Here is a 23,125-nt window from a genome sequence, read left to right on the forward strand (position 1 = left end):
TGTGCGCAGGTTTTCGCGCCGTCACCCTCGCATCTGCGCAAACCCTTGGGAACAAAGGGCGGGAAGGATTCGGCACACTTTCGGACCGCGGGATCTTTGCCCGGGTTTATCCGCAGCCGATAATGCGACGCATTGCAAACTCTTTACGTTTGTGCTCCGCAACCTTCGCGGGCTTCGAGCGGTAGTCACTGCGTCCGAGCCCGGACGCAGTGACATCCAGTCGATCAACAGGAGCATCATGTCCCTCCCCCTGACCCGTCGGATCGCCCGTGCCGCGCTGCTCGTCGCAGCGGGAGCGGCTGCCGGGGTAGGTGCGGCCGGCTCCGCGAGCGCGGCCACCGAACTGCCCGCCACGCCCAGCCTCGGCGGGCTGACCGCCCTGGACGGCGCGAACGTCGGCAGCACCGCCGACGGGGCGACCCAGCACGTCACCGGGCTCGCGGGCGACGCCGGCAGCAAGGCGGTCAAGCAGGCGGTGCCCGCCGTCGGCAAGACCGGCGGACAGGCCGTGAAGAAGGCGACGCCCGCCGCGCGGAAGGCCGCGGGGTCGGCCGGTGGCCTGCTCGGCGGCACCGCCAAGTCGGCGACCAAGGGCGGCCTGCCGACCGACTCGGTGGCCAAGGGTGGCGGCCTGCCGTCGGCCCGGACGCTGCCGCTGAAGGGACTGCCGGTCGGCTGACGCCGCCGCGTACGGAAGGGGCCCAGGGTGATTCCCTGGGCCCCTTCTCGTCGCGTGCCGGGGACGTCGGCTCAGGCCAGTCGGTCGGTCGCCGCGCGTACGCGCTCGTCCGTCGCCGTCAGCGCCACGCGGACGAACTTCTCGCCCGCAGTGCCGTAGAAGTCGCCGGGCGCCACCAGGATGCCCAGCTCGGCCAGGTGGGCCACCGTCCGCCAGCAGGACTCGTCCCGGGTGGCCCACAGGTAGAGGCTGGCCTCGCTGTGCTCGATCCGGAAGCCGTGGGCGAGGAGCGCCTCGCGCAGGGCCGTGCGGCGGGCCGCGTACCGCTCCCGCTGCTCACGCACGTGCGTGTCGTCGCCGAGGGCCGCGACCACGGCCGCCTGCGTGGGCGCCGACGTCATCATGCCGCCGTGCTTGCGGATCTCCAGGAGCGGGGCGAGGACCTCCGGGTCACCGGCCAGGAAGGCGGCGCGGTAGCCCGCGAGGTTCGAGCGCTTGGACAGGGAGTGGACGGAGACGATGCCCTCGTAGGAGCCGCCGTTGACGTCCGGATGCAGGACCGAGACCGGGTCGGCCTCCCAGCCCAGTTCGAGGTAGCACTCGTCGGAGAAGACGAGGATGCCGTGCTCACGGGCCCAGGCGACGATCCGGGTCAGGTCCGCCTTGGAGAGGACCTTGCCGGTCGGGTTCGACGGCGAGTTGAGCCACAGGAGCTTCAGGCCCGCCGGGTCCAGCTCCGTCGGGTCGTCGTAGACCTCGTACTCGGCACGGGCCAGCCGGGCGCCCACCTCGTAGGTGGGGTAGGCCAGGCGCGGATGGGCGACCTTGTCGCCGGGGCCCAGGCCCAGCTGGGTGGGGAGCCAGGCGACCAGTTCCTTGGAGCCGACGATCGGCAGCACATGCCGGTGGGTGACCTCGCGGGCGCCCAGCCGGCGCTCGACCCAGCCGGTGATCGCGTCGCGCAGCGCCGGGGTGCCCCACACCGTCGGGTAGCCCGGGGAGTCCGCCGCGTCGATCAGGGCCTTCTGGATCAGGTCGGGGACCGGGTCCACCGGGGTGCCGACGGACAGGTCGACGATGCCGTCGGGGTGCGCGGCGGCCGTCTTCTTGTACGGCTCCAGCTTGTCCCAGGGGAAGGTGGGAAGCCGGTCGGAGACTGCGGACACGGGACTGACGCTCGCTTTCGGGTCGTACGGCAAACGCCTCGGTCCCGTGCGGTGATCAGGGGTGATCGGGCCGTACGGGACCGAGGCGGCAGAGATGCTGCGGGCTCGCCGCCCCGTCAGGCCTGCGGCGGCAGCGCGGCGATGAAGGGGTGGTCCCGCTCGATCAGGCCCAGCTTGCTTGCGCCGCCCGGGGAGCCGAGCTCGTCGAAGAACTCGACGTTCGCCTTGTAGTAGTCCTTCCACTCCTCCGGAGTGTCGTCCTCGTAGAAGATCGCCTCGACCGGGCATACCGGCTCACAGGCACCACAGTCGACGCATTCGTCCGGGTGGATGTACAAGGACCGCTGGCCCTCGTAGATGCAGTCGACCGGGCACTCCTCGATGCACGCCTTGTCCTTGACGTCGACACAAGGCTGCGCGATGACGTAGGTCACGCTGTCGTTCCTCCTCGATAGGGCGCTGGCGGGCCTCCTCAGGCTCCGCCGCCTGGCGCGCGGGAGCGCGGCGTCGTCGATGCCCGCCCCTAGTATCTCCGTTCCGGGGCATGATCCGAACAGGAGGGGTGAACTGACCTGTGGAAATCTCGGCCGGTGGACGTCTCGAGGTCCGCATCACCGCTGCTGACGTGGGAAAACGTGTCTCGGTACGGCAGCTGATCGAACCTGCGGACGCCACCGAGAAGTTCACCGACACGGTGGGTGTTCTCACATCATGGGACGACGGTGTGCTGCTGATCACACGAAAGGGCGGCGAGAGCGTCCGTATCCCGGAATCCTCGCTGGTCGCGGGAAAGGTCGTGCCGGCGGCCCCGGCCCGTCGCCGGGGGCCCGCCGCCTCCTACGGGGAACTGACGGCCGTCGCCGCGCGCGCGTGGCGGCCGGTGGAGAGCGAGCGGCTCGGCGAGTGGGAGCTGCGGGCGGCCGCCGGCTTCACGCGCCGGGCCAACTCCGTGCTGCCGCTCGGCGACCCCGGCCTGCCCCTCGACGAGGCGCTGGCCGTCGTAAGACGCTGGTACGGCGACCGCGGGCTGCCCGCGTACGTCCAGACCGCGACCGGCGGCGAGGGCACCCAGGAGCTGCTCTGCGCCGAGCTGGAGCGGCGCGGGTGGGTGCGTGAGGTGACGGCCGAACTGTGGACCGGGGCGCTCGCGCCGCTCGCCGACCGGGTGGAGGACACCGGTGTCGTGCTGTCCCGGGAGGCCGACGAGGCGTGGCTCGCGCGGTACCAGCGCAAGGGGGTGAGCGAGGTGGCGCTGAAGGTGCTCGGGAGCGGTCCCTCGGTGTGGTTCGCGACGGTGCCGGGGGCCGAGGCTCCCGCCGCGATCGGGCGGTGTGTCGTGGACGGGCGGTGGGCCGGGTTCGCCGCCGTCGAGGTTGATCCCGCGATGCGGCGCCGGGGCCTTGCGACGACCGTGATGGCGGCGCTGGCCCGGCGGGCGCTCGACGAGGGCGCCTCGGCCGCCTGGCTGCAGGTCGAGGAGGACAACGCGGGGGCACGGGCGCTGTACGCCGGAACGGGGTTCGCCGCGCACCACGCGTACCACCACTACCGGGAACCGGCCGCCGGCGACGGTGGCCGGTAACGGATCGCCGTGAGAGGGCACGAGCCTGCTATGCGTCCCCCCTATCCCCCGCCCCCCGAGCGGTCCGCGGAACTGCGGCGGCGGTTCGCCGAAGAGGCCCGGTCCGAGCGGCCCGACCTGTCCACGCTCTGCCTGCTTCTGGGTGCCGAGGCCGACGGGGCGCTGGACGAGGCGGGCATGGACGCGGCGCAGATGGAGCTGGACCGGCTGGCCGGGCAGCTTCCGTTCCGGCCCGGCGGCCCCCTGTCGTGGGCGACGGCGCTGGAGCACCTGCTGGGGGAGAGGGAGGGTTTCCGCGGCTCCCCGGCCGACTACCAGCGCCTTGAGTCGTCGCTGCTGCACGAGGTGCTGCGGCGGCGGCGCGGGCTGCCGATCCTGCTGTCGGTGGTGTGGCTGGAGGTCGCGCGGCGGGCCGGGGCGCCGGTGTACGGGGTGGCGCTGCCGGGGCACTTCGTGATCGGTTTCGGTCCGCCGGAACAGCAGGTGCTCGCCGACCCGTTCGACGGGGGGCGGGTGCTGAGCGGGAGCGATGCCGAACTGCTGGTGGCGGGGGCCACGGGGGCGCCGCTGCATCCGTCGATGCTCACTCCCGCGGACCCGCTGGAGGTGGTCCTGCGGATCCTGAACAACATCCGCGCGTGGGCCGCCGCCCGGCCCGAGCGGTCCGACGTGGCGCTGTGGGCGGTGGAGCTGTCGCTGCTGCTGCCCGCGCATCCGGCGCGGTTGCGGTACGAGCGGGCGCAACTGCTCGTCCAGCGGGGGGACTTCGTCGACGGGGCCGTGGAGTTGGAGGAGTACGCGGAGTTGATCAGTGCGGTCGACGAGGGTGCGGCGGAGCGGGTGCGGGGCCAGGCCCGGGCTGCTCGGGCGTTGCTCAACTGAGGCTCGCCGTTCGCCGGTTCGCCGCAGGGGCTTCGGTGGCAGCGCGGGTGCGGGTTCGTCGTGGCTTGTCGCGCCCACGCGGCGGAGCCGCATATCGAAACAGCCCCGCGCCCCTCGGGGGGTTACAGCCAGCCCTTCTCCCTCGCTATCCGTACCGCCTCCGCCCTGTTGCGGACCGCCAGCTTCTGGATCGCCGTGGAGAGGTAGTTGCGGACCGTACCCTGCGACAGGTGCAGGGCCGCCGCCAGTTCCGCGTTCGTCGAGCCGTCGGCCGCCGCGCGCAGCACCTCGCGCTCGCGGTCGGTCAGCGGGTTGGCGCCCTCCGCCAGGGCCGCCGCCGCCAGGGTCGGGTCGATGACCCGCTCCCCCGCCAGTACCTTGCGTACCGCCTGCGCCAGTTGGGCGGCGGGCGCGTCCTTCACCAGGAAGGCGTCGGCGCCCGCCTCCATGGCGGTCCGCAGATAGCCGGGGCGGCCGAAGGTGGTGAGGACCACCAGCTTCACCGCCGGAAGCGCCTTGTGGACCTGGGCCGCCGCCTCGATGCCCGTGCAGCCCGGCATCTCGATGTCGAGGAGGGCCACGTCCACCTCGTGCTCGCGCACCGCGGCCAGCACCTCGTCGCCGCGCGCCACCTGGGCGACGACCTCGATGTCGGCCTCCAGGCCGAGCAGGGCGGCCAGGGCCTCGCGGACCATCGACTGGTCCTCGGCGAGCAGCACCTTGATCGTAGGGCTCATGCACCGGATCCTACGGCCGGTGCGGCGCCCAGGGGGACGCGGGCGACCAGCCGGAAGCCCTTCCTGACGCGGGCCGCCTCCAGGGTGCCGCCGGCCTTCTCCAGCCGCTCGGTCAGGCCCGTCAGCCCGTTGCCGGGGCCCTTGCCGGAGCCGCCCGAGCCGTTGTCCTCCACGGAGAGTTCGAGCACCGCGCCGTCCAGGGTCTGGCGGCGCAGCAGCTCCACCGTGCAGCGCGAGGCACCGCTGTGCCGTACGACGTTGGTGACCGCCTCGCGCAGCGCCCAGGCCAGGGCGGACTCGCTCTCCTCCGGGACGTCCGTGAGGTCGGGCTCGGTGGGTACCTCGGCGATGACACCCGCCGCCTTCAAGGCGACCTGCGCGCCGGCGAGTTCGTCGGACAGGCGGGTGCGCCGGTAGCCGGAGACGGCCGCCCGGACGTCGACGAGGGCCTGCCGGCTGACCTGTTCGATGTCGGCGACCTGCTGGGCCGCCTTGTCGGGGTGGTCGGGGAGCATACGGCCGGCGAGCTCGCTCTTCAGCGTGATCAGGGAGAGGGAGTGGCCGAGGAGGTCGTGCAGGTCCCGGGCCAGCCGCAGCCGCTCCTCGTTGGCGGCCAGCTGGGCCACCGTCGCGCGCGCCTTGCGCAACTCGACCGTCGTGCGCACCAGTTGCTTGACGCCCATCATCGCGAAGCCGAGCAGCAGCACGACCAGGACCAGGCTCCAGTCGTCCTCGCCGGTGCGCAGACCGACCAGGATCATCGCCAGGGTGTTCGCCCCGACCGCCCAGTAGGCGACCCGCTGCGGCAGGGTGGCGCCGCAGGTGACGGAGACGTACACGAACAGCCCGATCCAGTTGCTGCCGAGGGTGAGGGTCAGGACCACGGCGAGCATGCCGAGCAGGACGACGAACGCCCCGACGGCCCCGCCGGAGAACGGCCGGCCCATGTTCCTGAAGACCAGGGTCAGATAGATGCCGGTGAAGCAGGCCAGGGCCACCCAGCCCGCCGCGGTGGCGGCGGGCGTGTGGTGGCCGGAGTTCAGGTCCTGCACCGGCGAACCGAGGAAGATCAGCCACGGCAGGATCCAGACGATCTTGCGCATCGCCTCGGCCCGGTTGCGGGGCGGCTGCCCCACCCGGATCGCGTTCTCGGCCCGGAGGTCCTCGGGCAGCCCGTCGTCCGTCATCGCGCTCACGCCTTCAGCGTGTCCTTCCGGTACAGCCAGGCCGCGCCGCCCGCGAAGAGGAGGAAGAAGGCGACGAGGATGGCGATGTCCTGGGCGTGGGGGGCCTGGCTCTGCTCGATGGCCCGTCCGAGGGCAGCGTACGCGTGCGTGGGCAGCCACTTGGCGATGTCCTGCAGCCAGCCCGGGAACGTGGACGAGGGCATCCACAGGCCGCCGAGGATCGACAGGCCGAAGTAGACGATCATCGTGATCGGCCGGACCGCGTCCCCGGAGGCGAGGTAGCCGATGGCGACACCGAGCGCGGCGAAGACCAGGCTGCCGGCCCAGATGGCGCCGGTGAGGGCGATCCACTGCCAGGCGTCCAGCCGTACGTCCTTCACCGCGGCGGCGACCAGGAAGACGACCACGATCGACGGCAGGCTGATCACGGCGGCGCCGGCGGTCTTGGCGAGGACGTATCCGCGCCCGGGCAGGGTGGTCAGCCGCAGCTGCCGAACCCAGCCGCCCTCGCGTTCCTTGGCGATGCGTTCGCTGTTGCCCATCAGCACGGCGGTCAGGGCGCCGAAGGAGGCCATGGAGACCATGACGTACTTCGCGACGCTCAGGCCGGAGCCGTCGACGTTCCCCGTCTGGTTGGAGACGAGCAGGAAGATCACCGACGGGTAGATCACCGAGAAGAACAGGAACCTGCGGTTGCGCAGGGCGCGGGTGAGTTCCAGCTTGATCAGGCTGTTCACGACTGCTTCGCCTCCTCGGCGGCGGTGATGGCGACGAAGGCCTGCTCCAGGCCGAGCCCGGCGACTTCGAGGTTGCGGGGGTAGAGGCCGAGGCCGTAGAGGGCGTGCACGGTCGCGTCGGCGTCGGCGGACTGGATGCGGACGGTCTGGCCGGAAACGTCGAAGGAGGTGAGGAAGGGCAGATCGCGCAGGGGCGCCTCGTCGATGGGGCCCTCCAGGTCGAACGAGACGCGCCGCGCCCCGGCCCTCGCCTTGATCTCGGCGGCGGTGCCGTCCGCGAGGAGCCGTCCCCGGTGCAGGACGAGCACGCGGTCGGCGATCGCGTCCGCCTCCTCCAGGTAGTGGGTCGCGAACAGCACGGTTCGCCCCTGGTCGGCCTGCTCGCGCATGGTGGCCCAGAAGGCCTGGCGGGCGGAGACGTCCATGCCGGTGGTCGGCTCGTCCAGGACGATCAGATCGCTGTCGCCGGCGGTGGCGAGGGCGAAGCGGACGCGCTGGGCCTGGCCGCCGGAGAGCTTGTTGACCTTGCGGTCGGCGATCTGGGAGATGCCGGCGCGGGCGAGGACGTCGGCCACCTTGTACGGCCTCGGGTGCAGGTCGCAGCCGAGCCGGACCAGTTCGGCGACCGTCACCTCGTCCATCAGCCCGCCGCTCTGCAGCATGGCGCCCACGCGCCCGGCGACGATGGCCTCGCGGGGGCTGGTGCCGAAGACCCGCACCGAGCCGCTGTCGGCGTTCTTCAGGCCCAGCAGCAGGTCGAGGGTGGTCGACTTGCCGGCCCCGTTCGGGCCGAGCAGGGCCACGGTCTCCCCCGGGTGCAGGGCGAGGGTCAGCCCGTCGACGGCCCGTACGGTCCCGTAGGTCTTGCTCACCTGGTCGAAGCCGACCACCGGGGTGCCGGTGGCCGCTTTCGCTGTCGTCGTCATGTGATCCATCGTGGCCGCGAGGGCCCCGGTCCCGGCAGTGTCGGCGGTCCTGACTGCCGGATGACAGATGTCATACGACGGAAGGGGGCACCCGGCGTGTGCCGGGTGCCCCCTTCGCGGGCCTGGCGTCAGCTCGGGTTGGTCTGGATGACCCCGACCCGGTTGGTCTTGCTCAGCAGGGCCTGGCGCAGGGCGACGTAGACGTCCTGCGGGGTGACGGCCGTCTTCTTGCCGGTGCCGCGGGTGATCAGGACGCCGTCGAAGGTGTTGCCGTAGAGCCCCTTGAGAGCGTTCAGGTCAGGGCTGTCGACGAGCTTGCCGTTCACTGCCTTGACCGCGAGGAACTTCCACAGGGAGTTCTGAGGGCTGAACTGGACCAGCTTTCCGGTGTCCGTCTTGACCGTGACGAACCCGGACATCGCCGGCTTCGCGAAGGCCTTCATCTCGCGGTCGACCTCGGCGTTCGGGATCGTCGGCTGCTTGGTCGTGGTGACGACCGTGACGGGGTCGGTGGAGTTGGTCTCGACCTGGTTGCGGTACGCCTCCACGACGGCCTGGGCGGACCTGGCGGCGTCGATGCCCTTGCCCGCCTTGCCGTAGACGGCGACGGCCTTGCCGGACTCGAACTTGATCGTGCCCTCGGTCATCGAGCCGGAGCCGCCGGCCACGGACTGCAGGGCGGCGTTCAGCTTCTCCTCGTCGACCGGCATCACCGGGTCGACGACCCGGTGGTTGCCGAAGAGGGAACCGATGACGGAGACCGGGTTGTAGTCGGCCTGCGCGGCGTTCGCGACCGTGGACTGCTCGTCGAACTGCAGGCCCGCCTGGTCCGGCTTGAGGGCGACGGTCTTGCCGCCGACGGACAGCTTCAGCGGCTTGTCGACCCGGTCGCCGAAGGCGGCGTCGAGCTTCTTGACGGCCTCGTCGCGGGTGCCGCCGCCGATGTCGACGCCCAGCACGGTGGTGCCCTTGGGAACGTCGGAGTGGTTCATCAGCAGCCCGGCGCCGTACGCGCCGACGCCGACGACGACCACGAGACCGCCGAGCAGGACCAGCTTGTTGCGCCCCTTCTTTTTCTTCGGGGCGGAGGACGCGGACGCCTTCGGCTTCTGCGCGTTCGGCTCGGGCAGCTTCGGGGGGGTGTGCGGCCCCGAACCCTCGGGGCGCTCGCTCTGGCCGAACGGCGAGCCCGCGCCCGGCGGCACGACCGGGATGCCGCTGGTGACGGTCTGCCCCGAGATGTTGTCGGGGGCCGGGTAGCCCTGCGGGCCGGGCTCGGGGGCCGGCTTCTGCGGGGTGAGGATCGCGGTGTCGTCGCTGAGTCCGCCGCCGGGACCGAGGCTCGCGCCCTGGGGGCCGACGCCGATGCCGAAGCCGGGACCGAGGGGGCCGGTGCCGGGGCCCGGGCCGAAGGGGCCCGCGCCGGTGTCGGCGCCCGGACCGAGGGGACCGGGGCCATGGCCCGCGCCCGGGCCCAGCGGGCCGGTGCCGGGGCCGGACGGGCCCGCGAAGCCGGAGGGGCCGGCGCTGATGGGCGGCACCTTCGGGCCGTCGCCGGTCACCGGGCCGCCGGTCGGGCCCGTGGGGCCCTGGGGACCGCCCGGGCCGGCCGGGCCGCCCGGGCCGCCCGGGGCGTCGAAGCCGTTGGCGCCGCCCTGGCCGCCGTAACCACCCTGACCGTTCTGGCCGTTGTGGCCGTTCTGTCCGCCGCGGTCGCCCTCGGCGAAGTACGGCAGCTCGTCGCGGCGCGGCTCACCGCCGGTGCGGGTGCCGTTGCCGTTGCCGTTGCCGCCGAGCGGTCCCGCGGCCAGCGCCTCGGTCACGTCGAAGGAGCCCGTGCCGCCGCCGTGTCCGGGAGCCACCGGTCCGCCGGTCGCGCCGGGGAGTCCGGCGCCGTTCGTCCCGCCGGGCCGTGCGCCGCCGGGCACGCTCATGGAGCCGACCACACCGCCGGGGCGGCCGCCGCTCTGCCGCGAACCGCCGGGCAGGGCCGCGCCGGGACCGGACGGACGCGCACCGCCCGCCGGGGCAGCCGCGGGGCCGGACGCCGCGGGAGCGGAACCGCCGGGCATCCCGGCGCCGTTGGTGGCACCGCCGCCCTGACCGCCCTTGGCCGGACCGGACTTGCGTGGCGCGAACCAGTCGCTCGTCTTGTCGTCGGCCGGCCCGGCCGGCTCGGCGGGGGCCTCGACGACGCCCATGGTCTGGGGCGTCCCCGACGTGGGCAGCTCGGTCTCGCCGGTCTCCTCGGAGCCGCCCTCGGCCTCGGCCACGGGCGTGCGCACGACGACCGGCGGGATGGGCCGCGACCCGGGGATGTTGATCCGGATCCGGGTCGTCAGCGTGGTCTCGGTCTTGCGCTCCTCCGGCCGCTCGGCCGAACGGGCCGCGTCCGCACCGGCATCGGAAGCCGCGGGGATGCCGTACGGGGGCGTCCCCGACGGGTATGCGGCTCCGCCGCGCCCGTTGGGCCCGGAGGACGGAGTGTCAGTTTCACGACTCAAGGCAGGTTCTCCCGGTTGGCTCCACCGCCCGACACGACCTCACGGGCAGCTCGGCGGCGCGCACCACCATACTGGCCACTTCTGGCCCGTATCCCACGACCGCCGGGGAAACCCACACGGGACTCCCACGTGCGTTTAATGGCGAAGTGGTACGTCACTTGCCAAGTCGGACGTCGCCGCCGCCCGGTTGCCGTCCCTGCCCGATGGTGGCGCAGATCACAGCAACGGCCATGCCGCCGAGGAGGAAGAGGTACGAGCCGCCTCCCGCGCCGAAAAGGAAGTCGCCCTCGGGCCGACTGGCCGTGAGCAGGATGACGGCGACGATCCAGCCGGCGGCCGGCGCGACGGCCCCGCCCCGGCCGCGGACGGCCCGTCCGCCGCCGAGGCAGAGACCGGCCTCGCCGGCGAGCGCGAGCAGCAGCCCGCCGGGGAACCAGCCTGCCTGCACGAGCGAACCGGCCGCCCCGACGACCGCGCCGAGCAGGAAGAGGCCGAGGTAGAGCAGGAATCGCCCCGCGGACGGGGGCCGCAGGGGCTGGGCGAGCGCGGAGCCCCGGTCGTTCATGACTCCTCCTTGCCGGGGACCAGCCCGGCGAACAGGTCGTTCTCCCTCTCCGCCGCGGCCTTCCCGCGCACCAGCTCGTAGTACTCGGTGGTGAACAGGGGTTGCGCGAGTTCGTTGGAGAGGGCGAAGTACGGCGGGGCGACGTCGATCTGCGTGGCGTGCGCGCGCATCGCGGCGGCCTTCGCGGCCGCGTACGCGGTGCCGTCGATCTCGGCGGTGACACGGTCGTCGTCGACCACGCCCGGTACGTCGTCGACGGCGGCGGGCTTGGAGAAGGGCGTACCGGACAACTCGCCCGCGAGCCGGGCGAAGGACTCCTCGGCGACCGACCGGGGCACCCGGTTCCAGTACACCTTGGGGATCTCCCAGCCCTGTCCGGCGGCCAGTTCGGCGGCGCGCATGGCGACGCGGTGGGTCTGGATGTGGTCGGGGTGGCCGTAGCCGCCGTTCTCGTCGTAGGTGACGAGGACCTGGGGACGCACCTCCAGGATCACCTCGACGAGCAGGGCGGCGGCCTCGTCGACGTCCGCCTGCCAGAAACAGGAGGGGTCGTCGTTGTCGGCGATGCCCATCATTCCCGAGTCGCCGTAGCGGCCCGGGCCGCCGAGCAGACGGAAGTCCTCGACGCCCAGCTCGCCCATGGCCGCGGTGAGCTCGGCCAGCCGGTGCTCGCCCAGGGCCGCGCCGGTGAGGTGGCGCAGCCCGGGCGGGATGACCTCGCCGCGCTCGCCGAGCGTGCAGGTGACCAGGGTCACCCGGGCACCCTCGGCCGCGTACCTGGCCATGGTCGCGCCGTTGTTGATCGACTCGTCGTCCGGGTGCGCGTGCACCAGGAGGAGACGCCGGGCGGGGGGTTCCGTCATGGTCCCCACCCTACGCATCTCAGAACTTGATGCTGCCGATCATGCTGGCGATGTTCGTCGTCAGGTCGTTGATCGTGGGTGCGACGGTCGAGGAGGCGAGATAGAACCCCAGCAGGATGCAGACGAGCGCGTGCCCGCCCTTCAGTCCGGACTTCTTGACCAGCAGGAAGACGACGATCGCCAGCAGCACCACCGCCGAAATCGAGAGTGCCACGGCGGCTCACCTCCAAAGATCCCAAGTACGCGGGGGGTCGGACCAAGGGGCAACGCATTCCTCGCAGATAAATCCACAAGGACCAGCAGGTTCATACCCACTATGCGCTAGTGATCATAACTATCCGGGGCTGCGCATCGATCGGCGCACGGCCGCACAAGGGGGCGCATGGCCAATATGGTCGGTCCATGACGACGAGGTCCGACTCCTTCCCCCGCCGGCACGCGCGCACCCAGCGTTTCACCCTCGGCGCGCCGCGGGCTTTCACGGTGGCGCCCGACGGCGCCCGTGTCGTGTTCCTGCGCTCCACCTCCGGTACCGACAGGGCGAGTTCCCTGTGGGTGCTGGACATGTCCGGGGGCGGGGAGCGCGTCGCCGCCGATCCGCGCGCCCTGCTCGAAGGGGATCGCGAGGAGCTGTCCGCCGAGGAGCGGGCTCGCCGCGAACGCAGCCGCGAGAGCGGCGCGGGCATCGTCGGCTACGCCACCGACGCGGGCGTCGAGTTGGCCTCTTTCGCGTTGTCAGGGCGGCTTTTCACGGCCGAACTGAGGGCCGGCACGGCACGTGAACTGCCCGCCCCGGGACCGGTGATCGACCCGCGCCCCTCCCCCGACGGCCGGTTCGTCGCGTACGTCGCCCGGGGCGCCCTGCGGGTGGTGGGCGCCGAGGGTGAGGGCGGACGGGCGCTCGCGGAGCCGGAGTCGGAGAACGTCACCTACGGTCTCGCCGAGTTCGTCGCGGCCGAGGAGATGGGCCGTTCGCGGGGTTTTTGGTGGTCGCCGGAGTCGGACCGGCTGCTGGTCGCGCGCGTGGACGACACGCCGGTGCGGCGCTGGTGGATCTCCGACCCCGCCCATCCGGAACGTGACCCACAGCACGTGCCGTATCCGGCGGCGGGCACCGACAACGCGGACGTCCGGCTGTTCGTGGTCGGCCTGGACGGGTCGCGCACCGAGGTGGTCTGGGACTGGGCGCGCTATCCGTATCTGGCGCATGTGCACTGGTCAGATGCGGGGGCGCCACTGCTGCTCGTGCAGGCGCGCGATCAGCGCAGTCAGCTCTTCCTGGCCGTGGATCCGGGCACCGGGGCGACTCGGCTGGTACACGCGGACGAAGATCCAGTTTGGCTGGATCTTTTCCCCGGGGTGCCCTGCTGGAGCCCCTCGGGACAGCTCGTGCGGGTCGCCGACGAGGGCGGCGCGCGGGTGCTCGCGGTGGGTGAACGTCCGCTGACGGGACCGCAGTTGCACGTCCGCGCGGTGCTGGACGTGACGGCCGAGGACGTGCTGGTGGCGGCCTCGGCCGGCGAGGAGGCCCCCGAGGGCGCCTCCGAGGTCGGCGAGGTGCACGTCTATCGCGTCAACGAGCTCGGCGTGCAGCGCCTTTCGCAGGAACCCGGCGTGCACTCCGCGGTGCGCGCCGGGGGCGTGACCGTGCTGGTGTCGTCCGCACTGGACCGGCCGGGCGCCCGCGTGCGGGTGCTGCGGGACGACAAGCCCACGGCGACGATCACCTCGTACGCGGAAGATCCCGGTATGTCCCCGCGCGTGCGGCTCACCGAGGGGGGCGCACGGCGCATCCCGTGCGCCGTCCTGCTCCCCCGTGATCACGACGGTGAGACCCCCCTGCCGGTCCTCATGGATCCGTACGGCGGTCCGCACGGGCCCCGCGTGGTCGCCGCGCACAACGCCCATCTCACCTCGCAGTGGTTCGCCGACCAGGGCTTCGCGGTGGTCGTCGCCGACGGGCGGGGCACCCCGGGCCGCTCCCCCGCCTGGGAGAAGGCCGTCCACGGCGACTTCACCGTCTCCCTCGACGACCAGGTCGAGGCGCTGCAGGCCCTCGCGAAGACCTTCCCGCTGGACCTCTCCCGGGTGGCCGTCCGCGGCTGGTCCTTCGGCGGCTGGCTGGCCGGCCTCGCGGTGCTGCGCCGGCCGGACGTCTTCCACGCGGGCATCGCCGGCGCCCCGGTCACCGACTGGCGGCTGTACGACACGCACTACACCGAGCGCTATCTGGGCGACCCGGCGGCGAGCCCGGAGGCGTACGCGAACAGCTCGCTCGTCACCGACGACGGCCTGTCGGCGCCCGCCGAACCGCACCGCCCGCTGATGATCGTCCACGGCCTGGCGGACGACAACGTGGTCGTCGCGCACGCCCTGCGCCTTTCCTCCGCGCTGCTGGCCGCGGGCCGTCCGCACGAGGTGCTGCCGCTGTCCGGGGTGACGCACATGACCCCGCAGGAACAGGTCGCGGAGAACCTGCTGCTGCTCCAGGTCGACTTCCTCAAACGGTCACTGGGGCTTGCGCATCCGTACAAATCCGCATGAACCGCGTTAACACGCAGGCAACTTGGCCGACCCGGTCCCGATATACGGACGCGCCACTCTGAAGAACGTACGGCCGTGCGGGTGCCGTGAACGGACCGGGGTGCGCCATGTCACCCCGGTCCGTTGCTTTGCGCCTCCTCCGGCGGGACCACCTGCTTCTCCTCGGCGAAGTGGCAGGCGGAGGCGTGCGCGGCCGGGCCGCTCGTGTGCCGGAACTCCGCCGGCACCGCCAGCGCCGGCACCTCCCGCTCGCACCGCTCCCGCGCCTTCCAGCAGCGGGTGCGGAAACGGCAGCCGGAGGGGACGTTCGTCGGGGAGGGGACGTCGCCGACGAGGATGATGCGCTCCCGGTGTTCGCGGGCCTCCGGGTCGGGCACGGGGACGGCGGACAGCAGCGCCTGGGTGTACGGGTGCGTGGGATGGTCGTAGATCTCCTCGTCCCTGCCGATCTCCACGATCCGCCCCAGGTACATCACGCCCACCCGATCGGAGATGTGCCGGACGATCGACAGGTCGTGGGCGATGAAGACATAGCTCAGCTCGAACTCGCTCTGCAGCCGGTCGAGGAGGTTGACCACCTGGGCCTGCACGGAGACGTCGAGCGCGGAGACCGGCTCGTCGGCGACGATCACTTCCGGGCGCAGCGCCAGCCCGCGCGCGATGCCGATGCGCTGGCGCTGGCCGCCGGAGAACTGGTGCGGATAGCGGTTGATGTACTCGGGGTTGAGGCCGACGACGTCCAGCAGTTCCTGGACCTTCTTGCGCCGGTCGCCCTTGGGGGCCACCTCGGGGTGGATCTCGTACGGCTCCCCGATGATGTCGCCCACCGTCATACGGGGGTTGAGGGAGGTGTACGGGTCCTGGAAGACCATCTGGATGTTGCGGCGGACGGACTTCAGGGCCCTGGCGGACAGCTTGCCGATGTCCTCGCCCTTGTACTTGATCAGCCCCTGGGTCGGCCGCTCGAGGTTGACGAGCATCTTGGCGACGGTCGACTTGCCGCAGCCGGACTCCCCGACGATGCCGAGGGTCTCGCCCTTGTGCAGCATGAAGTCCACGCCGTCGACCGCCTTGACGGCACCGACCTGTTTCTTGATCAGAATGCCCCGGGTCAACGGATAGTGCTTGACCAGTCCGCTCACCTCGAGGATCGGTTCGGCCCGGTCAGCCATCGAGGCACTCCCTCCAGAGGTGGCAGGCACTGCCCCGGTCCTCGTCGACCTCGTACAGGGGCGGCTCGTCGGTGCGGCACACGTCCTGGGCCATCGGGCAGCGGGGGTTGAAGGCGCAGCCCGGCGGGATGTGCATCAGGTTGGGCGGCAGGCCCTTGATCGCGTACAGCTCCTGGCCCTTCTGGTCCAGCCGCGGGATGGAGTCGAGGAGTCCGCGCGTGTAGGGATGGGCCGGGGCCTTGTAGATGTCGTGCACCGGCGCCGACTCGACGATCCGGCCCGCGTACATCACGGCGATCTTGTCCGCGACGTCGGCGACCACGCCGAGGTCGTGGGTGATCAGGATCAGGCCCATGTTGTACTCGCGTTGCAGGTCCGCGAGCAGGTCCATCACCTGGGCCTGGACGGTGACGTCGAGGGCGGTGGTGGGCTCGTCGGCGATGATGAGGGCCGGCTCCAGGGCCAGCGCCATGGCGATCATGATGCGCTGGCGCATACCGCCGGAGAACTGGTGCGGATAGTCCCCGACCCGCGCCGCCGCGGCCGGGATGCGGACCCGGTCCATCAGCTCGACCGCCTTGGCCCTGGCGTCCTTCTTCGACATCCCGCGGTGCACGACGAACATCTCGCCGAGCTGGTCGCCCACGGTCAGGACGGGGTTCAGGGACGACAGCGCGTCCTGGAAGATCATCGCCATCTCGGCGCCGCGGACCTTCCTGCGCTCCTCCTCCTTGAGCTTGAGCAGGTCCCGGCCCTGGAAGAGGATCTCGCCGCTGGTGATCCTCCCGGGCGGGATGTCGAGGATGCCCATCACGACCTGCGCGGTGACCGACTTGCCGGACCCGGACTCCCCGAGCACGGCGAGCGTCTGACCCGCGTCCACGCTGTAGTCGACCCCGTTGACGGCCTTGGCGACCCCGTCCCGGGTCCGGAACTCCACGTGCAGGTCACGCACTTCGAGGAGCATGACGGCGGCTCACCTCAGCTTCGGGTCGAGGGCGTCGCGGACCGCGTCGCCGAGCATGATGAAGGCGAGGACGGTGACGGCGAGGGCGCCGGCCGGCCACAGGAGCATGTGCGGGGCGTTGCGGATGTAGGGGGACGCGGCGGAGATGTCGATGCCCCAGCTGACGTTCGGGGGCTTCAGGCCGACGCCGAGGAAGGACAGGGTGGCCTCCAGGGCGATGTAGGTGCCGAGCGCGATGGTGGCGACGACGATCACCGGGGCGACCGCGTTGGGCGCGATGTGCCGCAGCAGGATGCGGGAGTTGGAGGCGCCGAGCGAGCGGGCGGCGTGGACGTAGTCGTTCTGCTTGGCGGTGATGACGGAGCCGCGGCCGATGCGGGCGATCTGCGGCCAGCCCAGCAGCACGATGAAACCGACGACCGGCCACACGGTGTTGCTGGTCACCACCGACAGCAGGACCAGACCGCCCAGCACCACCGGGATCGCGAAGAAGATGTCGGTGATGCGGGAGAGGAACGAGTCCCACGCGCCGCCGAAGTAGCCCGCGAGGCCGCCCAGCGCCGAGCCGAGGATCGCGACCCCGAGCGTGGCGCAGACGCCGACCGTGACGGACGTACGGGCGCCGTAGACGGTGCGCGTGTAGACGTCGCAGCCCTGGCCGTCGAACCCGAAGGGGTGGCCGGGCTGGGAGCCCTGCTGGGCCTTGGCGAGGTCGCAGGTGAGGGGGCTCATCCAGGTGATGGCCGAGGGCCACAGCGAGATGAGGACCAGGAAGAGGATGACGACGCCCGCGATGATGAAGACGGGGTTGCGGAGCAGGTCGCGCCAGGCGTCCGACCAGAGCGAGCGGGGCTTGCCGGCCGGGCCGGTGCCTTCCGGTTCGGCCGGCGTCCTCTCGAGGGTCGTCGCCTCGCTCTCCGCGAGGTCCATCGCGCCGCCCATTCCGGTGCCGGCGACGGCGCCCTCCTGTTCGTACGGCTGCTCAGGCATAGCGGATCCTCGGGTCGAGTACGCCGTACAGCAGGTCGACGAGCAGGTTGGCGACCAGGAACACGAGGACGAGGACGGTCACGAAGCCGACGACGGTCTGGGTGTTCTGGCGGAGGATGCCCTGGTAGAGCTGGTAGCCGACGCCGTGGATGTTGAAGATCCGCTCGGTGACGATCGCCCCGCCCATCAGGGCGCCGATGTCGGTGCCGATGAAGGTGACCACGGGGATCAGGGAGTTGCGCAGCAGGTGCCGGACGATCACCCGCTGCCGGGGCAGGCCCTTGGCGACGGCGGTGCGGACGTAGTCGGAGCGGCGGTTCTCCGCGATGGACGTGCGGGTCAGCCGGGTGACGTAGGCGAGGGAGACCGAGGCGAGGACCAGGCCCGGCACGATCAGCTCGCTGAAGGTGGCCTCCGAGGAGACCGAGGGCTTGATCCAGCCCCACTCGACGCCGAGCAGCAGTTGCAGCAGCAGGCCGGTGACGAAGGTGGGCACGGAGATGACGACGAGGGTGAGGAGGAGGACGGAGGTGTCGACGGGGCGGCCCCGCTTCAGGCCCGTGATCACGCCCAGCGTGATGCCGATGACGATCTCGAAGAAGATCGCGACGATCGTCAGCCGGATGGTGACGGGGAACGCCGTCGCCATCAGCTCGGTGACCTTCTGCCCGTTGAAGGCGGTGCCGAAGTCGCCGGTGAAGACGTTCCGCATGTAGTTGAAGTACTGCTGCGGGAACACCGGCTTGTCCAGCCCGAACTCCTTCTTCAGCTGGGCGGCCGTGGCCGGGTCGCACTGCCGCTCGCCGCACAGGCCCGCGATGGGGTCGCCCATCACGTTCACCATCAGGAAGATCAGGAGCGTGGCCCCGATGAACACCGGGATCATCTGGAGCAGACGCCGGACCACGTACCTGCCCATGGGGGCTCAGCCGACCTTGATCTCGTTGTACACCGGGACGCTGAACGGGTTGAGGGCCACGTTCGAGAGGCGGTCGGTCCAGCCGGCGCTGCCGTTCTGGTACCACAGCGGGATGGCGGCCATGTTGTCGCGGACGACCTTCTCGGCGTTCTGGAAGAGGCCGATCGCCTTGGCGGTGTCGGTCTCGGCGTTGGCCTGGTTGACGAGGTTGTCGAAGTCCTTGTTGGACCACTGGCCGTCGTTGGAGGAGGCGTTGGTGTAGTACAGCGGCTGCAGGAAGTTCTGGATGAGCGGGTAGTCCATCTGCCAGCCGGCCCGGAACGGCCCGCTCATCTTGTGCTGCCCGATCTGGTTGCGGAAGTCCGCGAAGGTGCCGACCGGGTTGCCCACGCAGGCCTTGTTGTTGCCGAGGGCGTTGTTGATGGAGTTGCACACGGCGTCCACCCACTCCTTGTGCGAGCCCGTGTCCGCGTTGTACGTGATCTTGACCTGGCCGCCGGGCAGGCCGCCGCCCTCCTGGACGAGCTTCTTGGCCTCGCCGGGGTTGTAGGTGCAGCCGTCTCCGCACAGCCCGTCCTGGAAGCCGCCCTTGGTGCCGAGCACGGGCGAGGTCCAGTCGCCGGCGGGGGTGCGGGTCTTCTGGAAGATCGTCTCGGTGATCTGCTCGCGGTTGATCGCCATGGACAGGCCCTTGCGGACCTTCACCGAGCCGCTCGTGTTCCAGTTCTTGTCGGAGTACGGGAAGGCGAGCGTCTGGATGATGCCGGCGGGGGTGTTGAGGTAACGGTCGCCGAGGTCGTTCTTGACGTTCTTGAGCTGGGCGGCGGGGATGTCGTCGACGAGGTCGAGGTTGCCGGCCATCAGGTCGGTGTAGGCGGTGTTGTTGTCGGTGTAGACCTTGAGGTCGACGCCGCCGTTCTGCGCCTTGTCGCTGCCGGGGTAGGCGTCCCACTTGCGCAGGGACATCTTCGAGCCCTTGGTGTACGACTGCACCGTGTACGGGCCGTTGCCGACCGGCTCGGCGATCCAGGAGGCGTGGTCGGTGAAGAAGGCCTGGGGCAGCGGGGAGTAGGCCGCGTAGCCGAGGGTGTCGGGGAAGGTCGAGAACTTCTGCGTGAGCTTGACGGTGAAGGTGCGGTCGCCGGTGACCTTGAGGCCGGAGAGGGTGTCCGCGGTCTGCTTGCCGGTGTCCGGGTGCGTCTTGTCGTATCCCTCGATGTAGCCGAAGAAGTACGCGTTCCTCTGGTTGTTCTTCAGGCTGGCGCCGTAGTTCCACGCGTCGACGAAGGACTTGGCGTTGACGGCCTCGCCGTTGCTGAACTTCCAGCCGCTCTTGACGGTGATCGTGAAGTTCTGCGAGTCCGTGGTGTCGATCTTCTCGGCGAGCATGTCCTGGGCCGCGCCCGTCTTGGGGTCGTACCGCTTCAGCCCACGGAAGATCATGTCGAGGACCTTGCCGCCCTGCACCTCGTTGGTGTTGGCCGGTTCCAACGGGTTCTGCGGATCGCCCCAGGACGAGCTGAGCACCCCACTGCCGGACCCGCTGCCAACTCCGCTGTCGCTCCCCCCGCCCCCGCAGGCCGTCACGGCGAGTGCGACCGCCGTCGCGCATGCGGCCCACTTGGCGTGCGCTCCGCGCATGGAGTGCCTCCTCAGGAATCCCGGTCCGATATCGGCCAATATGTGATCAATAACGATCTCCCGCACCCCCGACGCGCCCATTCGCAGGACGGTGGTGGGTTCCGGCTTGCTGAGCGGCGGAGCGGCAGCGGTCGGTGAAGGCAAGAACGGGGGTTGGGGGAGGCAAGAAGACGGTTGTTCGTGTCCTTGTGTTCGGTGGCTTGTGACACACTTCCGCGCGTGGTCGACCGACCGTTCGCCGATCTTTCCCTCGCCTCCCTCTACGACGCCCTCCATCCGTGGGGGCCGGGCGACGAGTTCTGTCTGGGGCTGGTGATGTCCGCCCCGTCGGTGCTCGACGCGGGCTGCGGCACCGGGCGGCTGCTCGCGCGGGCCCGTGGGGCGGGGCACCGGGGGCGGCTGACGGGGCTGGATCCGGCGGCCGCGCTGCTCGTCCAGGCACGGCGGCGTGCACCCGGGGTCGAATGGGTGCTCGGGGATCTGGGGTCGCGGGCGTGGCGTGGCGAGTTCGAGCTGGTCCTGATGACCGGGCACACCTTCCAGGTGTTCGTGGGCGACGAGGAGTTGCGGCGCGCGCTGAGCGGTGTGCGCGCCGCCCTGGCCCCCGGCGGGCGGTTCGTGTTCGGCACGCGGAATCCGGCGGCGGGCGCCTGGTCGCGGTGGACGCCGAAGCACGTGCGCCGGGTCACCGGCCCGGACGGCCGTGCCATACGGGTGTGGCGCGAGGTCGAGGGGGCCGGCGGCGGCGAACGGGTGACCTTCACGACGACGTTCGAGGGCGGCCCCTGGCCCCGCCCGCAGACGTGCCGCTCCACCCGGCGCTTCCTTTCGGCCGACGCCCTGTCACGGTTGCTCGACGGAGCGGGCCTTCGCGTGGCGGAACAGTACGGCGACTGGGAACGCGGCCCCCTGAAGGCCGACAGTCACGAGATCATCACGGTGGCTGAATCCATGCGCTGACGGCGTCAGCCCTCCACCAGGCCCCCTTCACCGGTCTCTACCAATATTGGCCTGATCGAACATCAAATCACCGTTTCCGCAGGCCACATCAGGTTTGGCGGGCCGTTGACGCGCGCAGACACCCGCTGATAGACACACACATCACCCAGCTGGCGTCACCAGGCGGAACCCGGTACTGAAGTCCGAACAAGCCCTCCCTGTGCGAGCGATGACGCGAGGTCACGATTCATGAGTCCACAAGACCAGCACGGCACAAGGCGTTCACAGCCGAGAAGCCCACGCCACCGTACGGCCCGGCTCGTCGCGGCCGGCGGAGCCGTCGCGCTGACCCTGTCGGCAGGCCTCGCGACCCCGCTCAACCCGGCGCCCCAGCGGGCCCAGGCCGCCGAGGGCAAGAAGACGCTCACCGTCGCGGTCGCCCAGAGCGTCGACTCGCTCAGCCCCTTCCTCGCGGTACGGCTGCTCAGCACGAGCATCCTGCGGCTGACGTACGAGTACCTCACCGACTACGACCCCGGGGACGCGCACCCGGTGCCGGGCCTCGCCACCAGCTGGAAGCCGTCCGCCGACAAGCTCACCTGGACGTACACGATCCGCTCGGACGCAAAATGGTCGGACGGGCAGAAGGTGACCGCCCAGGACGCGGCCTGGACGTTCGACAAGATGATGACGGACGAGGCGGCGGCGACGGCGAACGGCAGTTTCGTCGCCAACTTCCGTTCGGTGTCCGCGCCGAGCCCCACGCAGCTGGTCATCCGGCTGAAGAAGCCGCAGGCGACGATGACGGCCCTGGACGTGCCGATCGTGCCCGAGCACATCTGGAAGGACGTCAAGGACTTCTCGAAGTTCAACAACGACAAGTCCTTCCCCATCGTCGGTGACGGGCCGTTCGTGCTCACCGACTACAAGGCGGACAGCTACGTCCGGCTGAAGGCGAACAAGGACTTCTGGCGCGGGGCGCCGAAGTTCGACCAGCTGGTCTTCAAGTACTACAAGGACCAGGACGCCGCGGTCGCCGCCCTGCGCAAGGGCGAGGTCTCCTTCGTCGCGGGCCAGCCCGCCCTGACGCCCGCTCAGGCGGCGTCCCTCAAGGGCCAGAAGGACATCCACGTCAACGAGGGCCCGGGCCGACGCTTCTACGCCCTGGCCACCAACCCGGGCGCGAAGGCGAGGAACGGCCAGAAGTTCGGCGACGGCGACCCGTCCCTGCTGGACCAGCGGGTGCGCAACGCGCTGTTCATGGCGGTCGACCGCAAGGCCGTCATCGACAAGGTGTTCCAGGGCCAGGCGGTCGAGGGCCAGGGCTACATCCCGCCCCGCTTCTCGACGTACTTCTGGAAGCCCTCCGCGAGCCAGGACCTCTCCTACGACCCCGCCAAGGCCGCTCAACTCCTCGACCAGGCGGGCTACAAGAAGAACGCCGACGGAAAGCGGACCGGCAAGGACGGCAAGCCGCTGAACTACCGCGTCCTGTGCCACGCCACCGACCCCAACGACAAGGCGGTCGGCCAGTACCTCAAGGAGTGGTGGGGCAAGCTCGGCATCGGCATGACGCTGGACTGCCTGGACAACGTCACCGACCCCTGGCTCGCCGGGAAGTACGACCTCGCCTTCGACGGCTGGTCGGTCAACCCAGACCCCGACTTCGTCCTGTCGATCCACACCTGCGGGGCCCTGCCGGCCACCCCGAAGGACACCGGCGCGACCGACAACTTCATCTGCGACAAGACCTACGACGAGCTGTACGCCAAGCAGCTCGCCGAGTACGACTCCGCCAAACGGGCCGACATCGTCAAGAAGATGGAGTCGCGGCTGTACGACCTGGGGTACATGAACGTCATGGCGTACCCGAACGCCGTCGAGGCCTACCGCACCGACCAGATCAAGTCGATCACGACGATGCCGAAGTCCGCCGGCAACATCTACGGCCAGGACGGCTACTGGAGCTGGTGGTCGGCCGTGCCCGCGGACTCCGGCTCCTCCTCCGGGAGTTCCTCGACCGGGGTGATCGTCGGCGTCGTCGTGGGGGTCGTGGTCCTCGCCGCCGCCGGTGTGTTCCTCGCGATGCGCCGCCGTACCACCGCCGACGACCGCGAATAGGTGG

21 protein-coding genes are annotated in these 23,125 nt (G+C 70.9%); 6 read left to right on the forward strand and 15 right to left on the reverse strand.

The features are described from left to right. Positions 1 to 238: 238 nt before the first annotated feature. Positions 239 to 679, forward strand: a complete 441-nt coding sequence (locus ACQF4J_RS17720; RefSeq protein WP_351566476.1) for an ATP-binding protein — start codon at positions 239 to 241, stop codon at positions 677 to 679. A gap of 71 nt (positions 680 to 750) precedes the next feature. Here ACQF4J_RS17720 and ACQF4J_RS17725 read toward each other — a convergent pair whose 3' ends face one another. Together ACQF4J_RS17725 and fdxA are read right to left on the reverse strand one after the other, a co-directional pair. Then, positions 751 to 1,845, reverse strand: coding sequence for a bifunctional succinyldiaminopimelate transaminase/glutamate-prephenate aminotransferase (locus ACQF4J_RS17725; protein WP_427166086.1), 1,095 nt, complete (start codon positions 1,843 to 1,845; stop codon positions 751 to 753). Positions 1,846 to 1,961: 116 nt separating this feature from the next. Next, complete coding sequence (gene fdxA, locus ACQF4J_RS17730; RefSeq protein WP_004926152.1) at positions 1,962 to 2,279, reverse strand: ferredoxin; 318 nt, start codon at positions 2,277 to 2,279, stop codon at positions 1,962 to 1,964. Positions 2,280 to 2,419: 140 nt separating this feature from the next. On the opposite strand from fdxA, the gene ACQF4J_RS17735 reads away from it, so the two are divergent. Continuing rightward, positions 2,420 to 3,427 carry a GNAT family N-acetyltransferase gene (locus ACQF4J_RS17735; RefSeq protein ID WP_351566463.1) on the forward strand — a complete coding sequence of 336 codons (1,008 nt, stop codon included), beginning with the start codon at positions 2,420 to 2,422 and terminating at the stop codon, positions 3,425 to 3,427. A gap of 30 nt (positions 3,428 to 3,457) precedes the next feature. Next, positions 3,458 to 4,309 (forward strand): transglutaminase-like domain-containing protein, encoded by an 852-nt coding sequence (locus tag ACQF4J_RS17740; protein WP_351566461.1) that lies wholly within the window; start codon positions 3,458 to 3,460, stop codon positions 4,307 to 4,309. Positions 4,310 to 4,431: 122 nt separating this feature from the next. Here the strand turns inward: ACQF4J_RS17740 and ACQF4J_RS17745 are convergent, their stop codons facing one another. The 8 genes from ACQF4J_RS17745 to ACQF4J_RS17780 form a co-directional block, all read right to left on the reverse strand. Beyond that, the gene (locus ACQF4J_RS17745) at positions 4,432 to 5,046 is read right to left on the reverse strand and encodes a response regulator transcription factor (protein ID WP_351566458.1); all 615 of its coding nucleotides are present in this window, start codon (positions 5,044 to 5,046) and stop codon (positions 4,432 to 4,434) included. Next, positions 5,043 to 6,233: a sensor histidine kinase gene (locus ACQF4J_RS17750; protein WP_351566601.1), complete on the reverse strand. Its 1,191-nt coding sequence runs from the start codon at positions 6,231 to 6,233 to the stop codon at positions 5,043 to 5,045. Before ACQF4J_RS17750 ends, ACQF4J_RS17745 begins: the two co-directional genes overlap by 4 nt. Positions 6,234 to 6,238: 5 nt before the next feature. Then, positions 6,239 to 6,970: an ABC transporter permease gene (locus ACQF4J_RS17755; RefSeq protein WP_351566455.1), complete on the reverse strand. Its 732-nt coding sequence runs from the start codon at positions 6,968 to 6,970 to the stop codon at positions 6,239 to 6,241. Beyond that, on the reverse strand, positions 6,967 to 7,896 hold the full coding sequence (locus ACQF4J_RS17760) for an ABC transporter ATP-binding protein (RefSeq protein ID WP_427166087.1): 930 nt from the start codon (positions 7,894 to 7,896) through the stop codon (positions 6,967 to 6,969). Before ACQF4J_RS17760 ends, ACQF4J_RS17755 begins: the two co-directional genes overlap by 4 nt. Positions 7,897 to 8,024: 128 nt before the next feature. After that, positions 8,025 to 10,400: a hypothetical protein gene (locus tag ACQF4J_RS17765; protein WP_427166088.1), complete on the reverse strand. Its 2,376-nt coding sequence runs from the start codon at positions 10,398 to 10,400 to the stop codon at positions 8,025 to 8,027. A gap of 154 nt (positions 10,401 to 10,554) precedes the next feature. Then, a complete protein-coding gene (locus ACQF4J_RS17770) occupies positions 10,555 to 10,965 on the reverse strand; it encodes a DUF6113 family protein (protein WP_351566447.1) in 411 nt (136 codons plus the stop codon). Then, positions 10,962 to 11,828: an N-acetyl-1-D-myo-inositol-2-amino-2-deoxy-alpha-D-glucopyranoside deacetylase gene (gene mshB, locus ACQF4J_RS17775; protein WP_351566443.1), complete on the reverse strand. Its 867-nt coding sequence runs from the start codon at positions 11,826 to 11,828 to the stop codon at positions 10,962 to 10,964. The genes ACQF4J_RS17770 and mshB overlap by 4 nt, the downstream gene beginning before the upstream one ends. A 19-nt stretch (positions 11,829 to 11,847) precedes the next feature. Further along, entirely contained in the window at positions 11,848 to 12,042 is a 195-nt protein-coding gene (locus ACQF4J_RS17780; RefSeq protein WP_142142280.1) for a hypothetical protein, read from the reverse strand. Positions 12,043 to 12,230: 188 nt separating this feature from the next. Between ACQF4J_RS17780 and ACQF4J_RS17785 the strand changes: the two genes are divergently transcribed. Further along, positions 12,231 to 14,372: a prolyl oligopeptidase family serine peptidase gene (locus ACQF4J_RS17785; RefSeq protein ID WP_427166089.1), complete on the forward strand. Its 2,142-nt coding sequence runs from the start codon at positions 12,231 to 12,233 to the stop codon at positions 14,370 to 14,372. A 110-nt stretch (positions 14,373 to 14,482) separates the two neighbouring features. On the opposite strand, the gene ACQF4J_RS17790 is transcribed toward ACQF4J_RS17785, so the two are convergent. Genes ACQF4J_RS17790 through ACQF4J_RS17810 form a run of 5 tightly spaced genes read right to left on the reverse strand, consistent with a single transcriptional unit; the run spans position 14,483 to position 20,061 of the window. Further along, the gene (locus ACQF4J_RS17790; protein ID WP_427166090.1) at positions 14,483 to 15,544 is read right to left on the reverse strand and encodes an ABC transporter ATP-binding protein; all 1,062 of its coding nucleotides are present in this window, start codon (positions 15,542 to 15,544) and stop codon (positions 14,483 to 14,485) included. Next, positions 15,537 to 16,511, reverse strand: coding sequence for an ABC transporter ATP-binding protein (locus ACQF4J_RS17795; protein ID WP_427166092.1), 975 nt, complete (start codon positions 16,509 to 16,511; stop codon positions 15,537 to 15,539). The genes ACQF4J_RS17790 and ACQF4J_RS17795 overlap by 8 nt, the downstream gene beginning before the upstream one ends. Before the next feature lie 9 nt (positions 16,512 to 16,520). Then, the gene (locus ACQF4J_RS17800; protein WP_427166093.1) at positions 16,521 to 17,501 is read right to left on the reverse strand and encodes an ABC transporter permease; all 981 of its coding nucleotides are present in this window, start codon (positions 17,499 to 17,501) and stop codon (positions 16,521 to 16,523) included. Then, positions 17,494 to 18,420: an ABC transporter permease gene (locus ACQF4J_RS17805; RefSeq protein ID WP_351566428.1), complete on the reverse strand. Its 927-nt coding sequence runs from the start codon at positions 18,418 to 18,420 to the stop codon at positions 17,494 to 17,496. The genes ACQF4J_RS17800 and ACQF4J_RS17805 overlap by 8 nt, the downstream gene beginning before the upstream one ends. Before the next feature lie 6 nt (positions 18,421 to 18,426). Next, entirely contained in the window at positions 18,427 to 20,061 is a 1,635-nt protein-coding gene (locus ACQF4J_RS17810) for a peptide ABC transporter substrate-binding protein (protein WP_427166095.1), read from the reverse strand. A 219-nt stretch (positions 20,062 to 20,280) separates the two neighbouring features. Here ACQF4J_RS17810 and ACQF4J_RS17815 point away from each other — a divergent pair, with 219 nt between their 5' ends. Then, a complete protein-coding gene (locus ACQF4J_RS17815; RefSeq protein WP_427166097.1) occupies positions 20,281 to 21,021 on the forward strand; it encodes a class I SAM-dependent methyltransferase in 741 nt (246 codons plus the stop codon). 228 nt (positions 21,022 to 21,249) lie between these two features. After that, a complete protein-coding gene (locus tag ACQF4J_RS17820; RefSeq protein WP_351800697.1) occupies positions 21,250 to 23,121 on the forward strand; it encodes an ABC transporter substrate-binding protein in 1,872 nt (623 codons plus the stop codon). The last annotated feature ends 4 nt before the right edge of the window (positions 23,122 to 23,125 follow it).

Source organism: Streptomyces sp. C1-1 (genome assembly GCF_050214755.1).
In the GTDB taxonomy this organism is placed as follows: domain Bacteria; phylum Actinomycetota; class Actinomycetes; order Streptomycetales; family Streptomycetaceae; genus Streptomyces.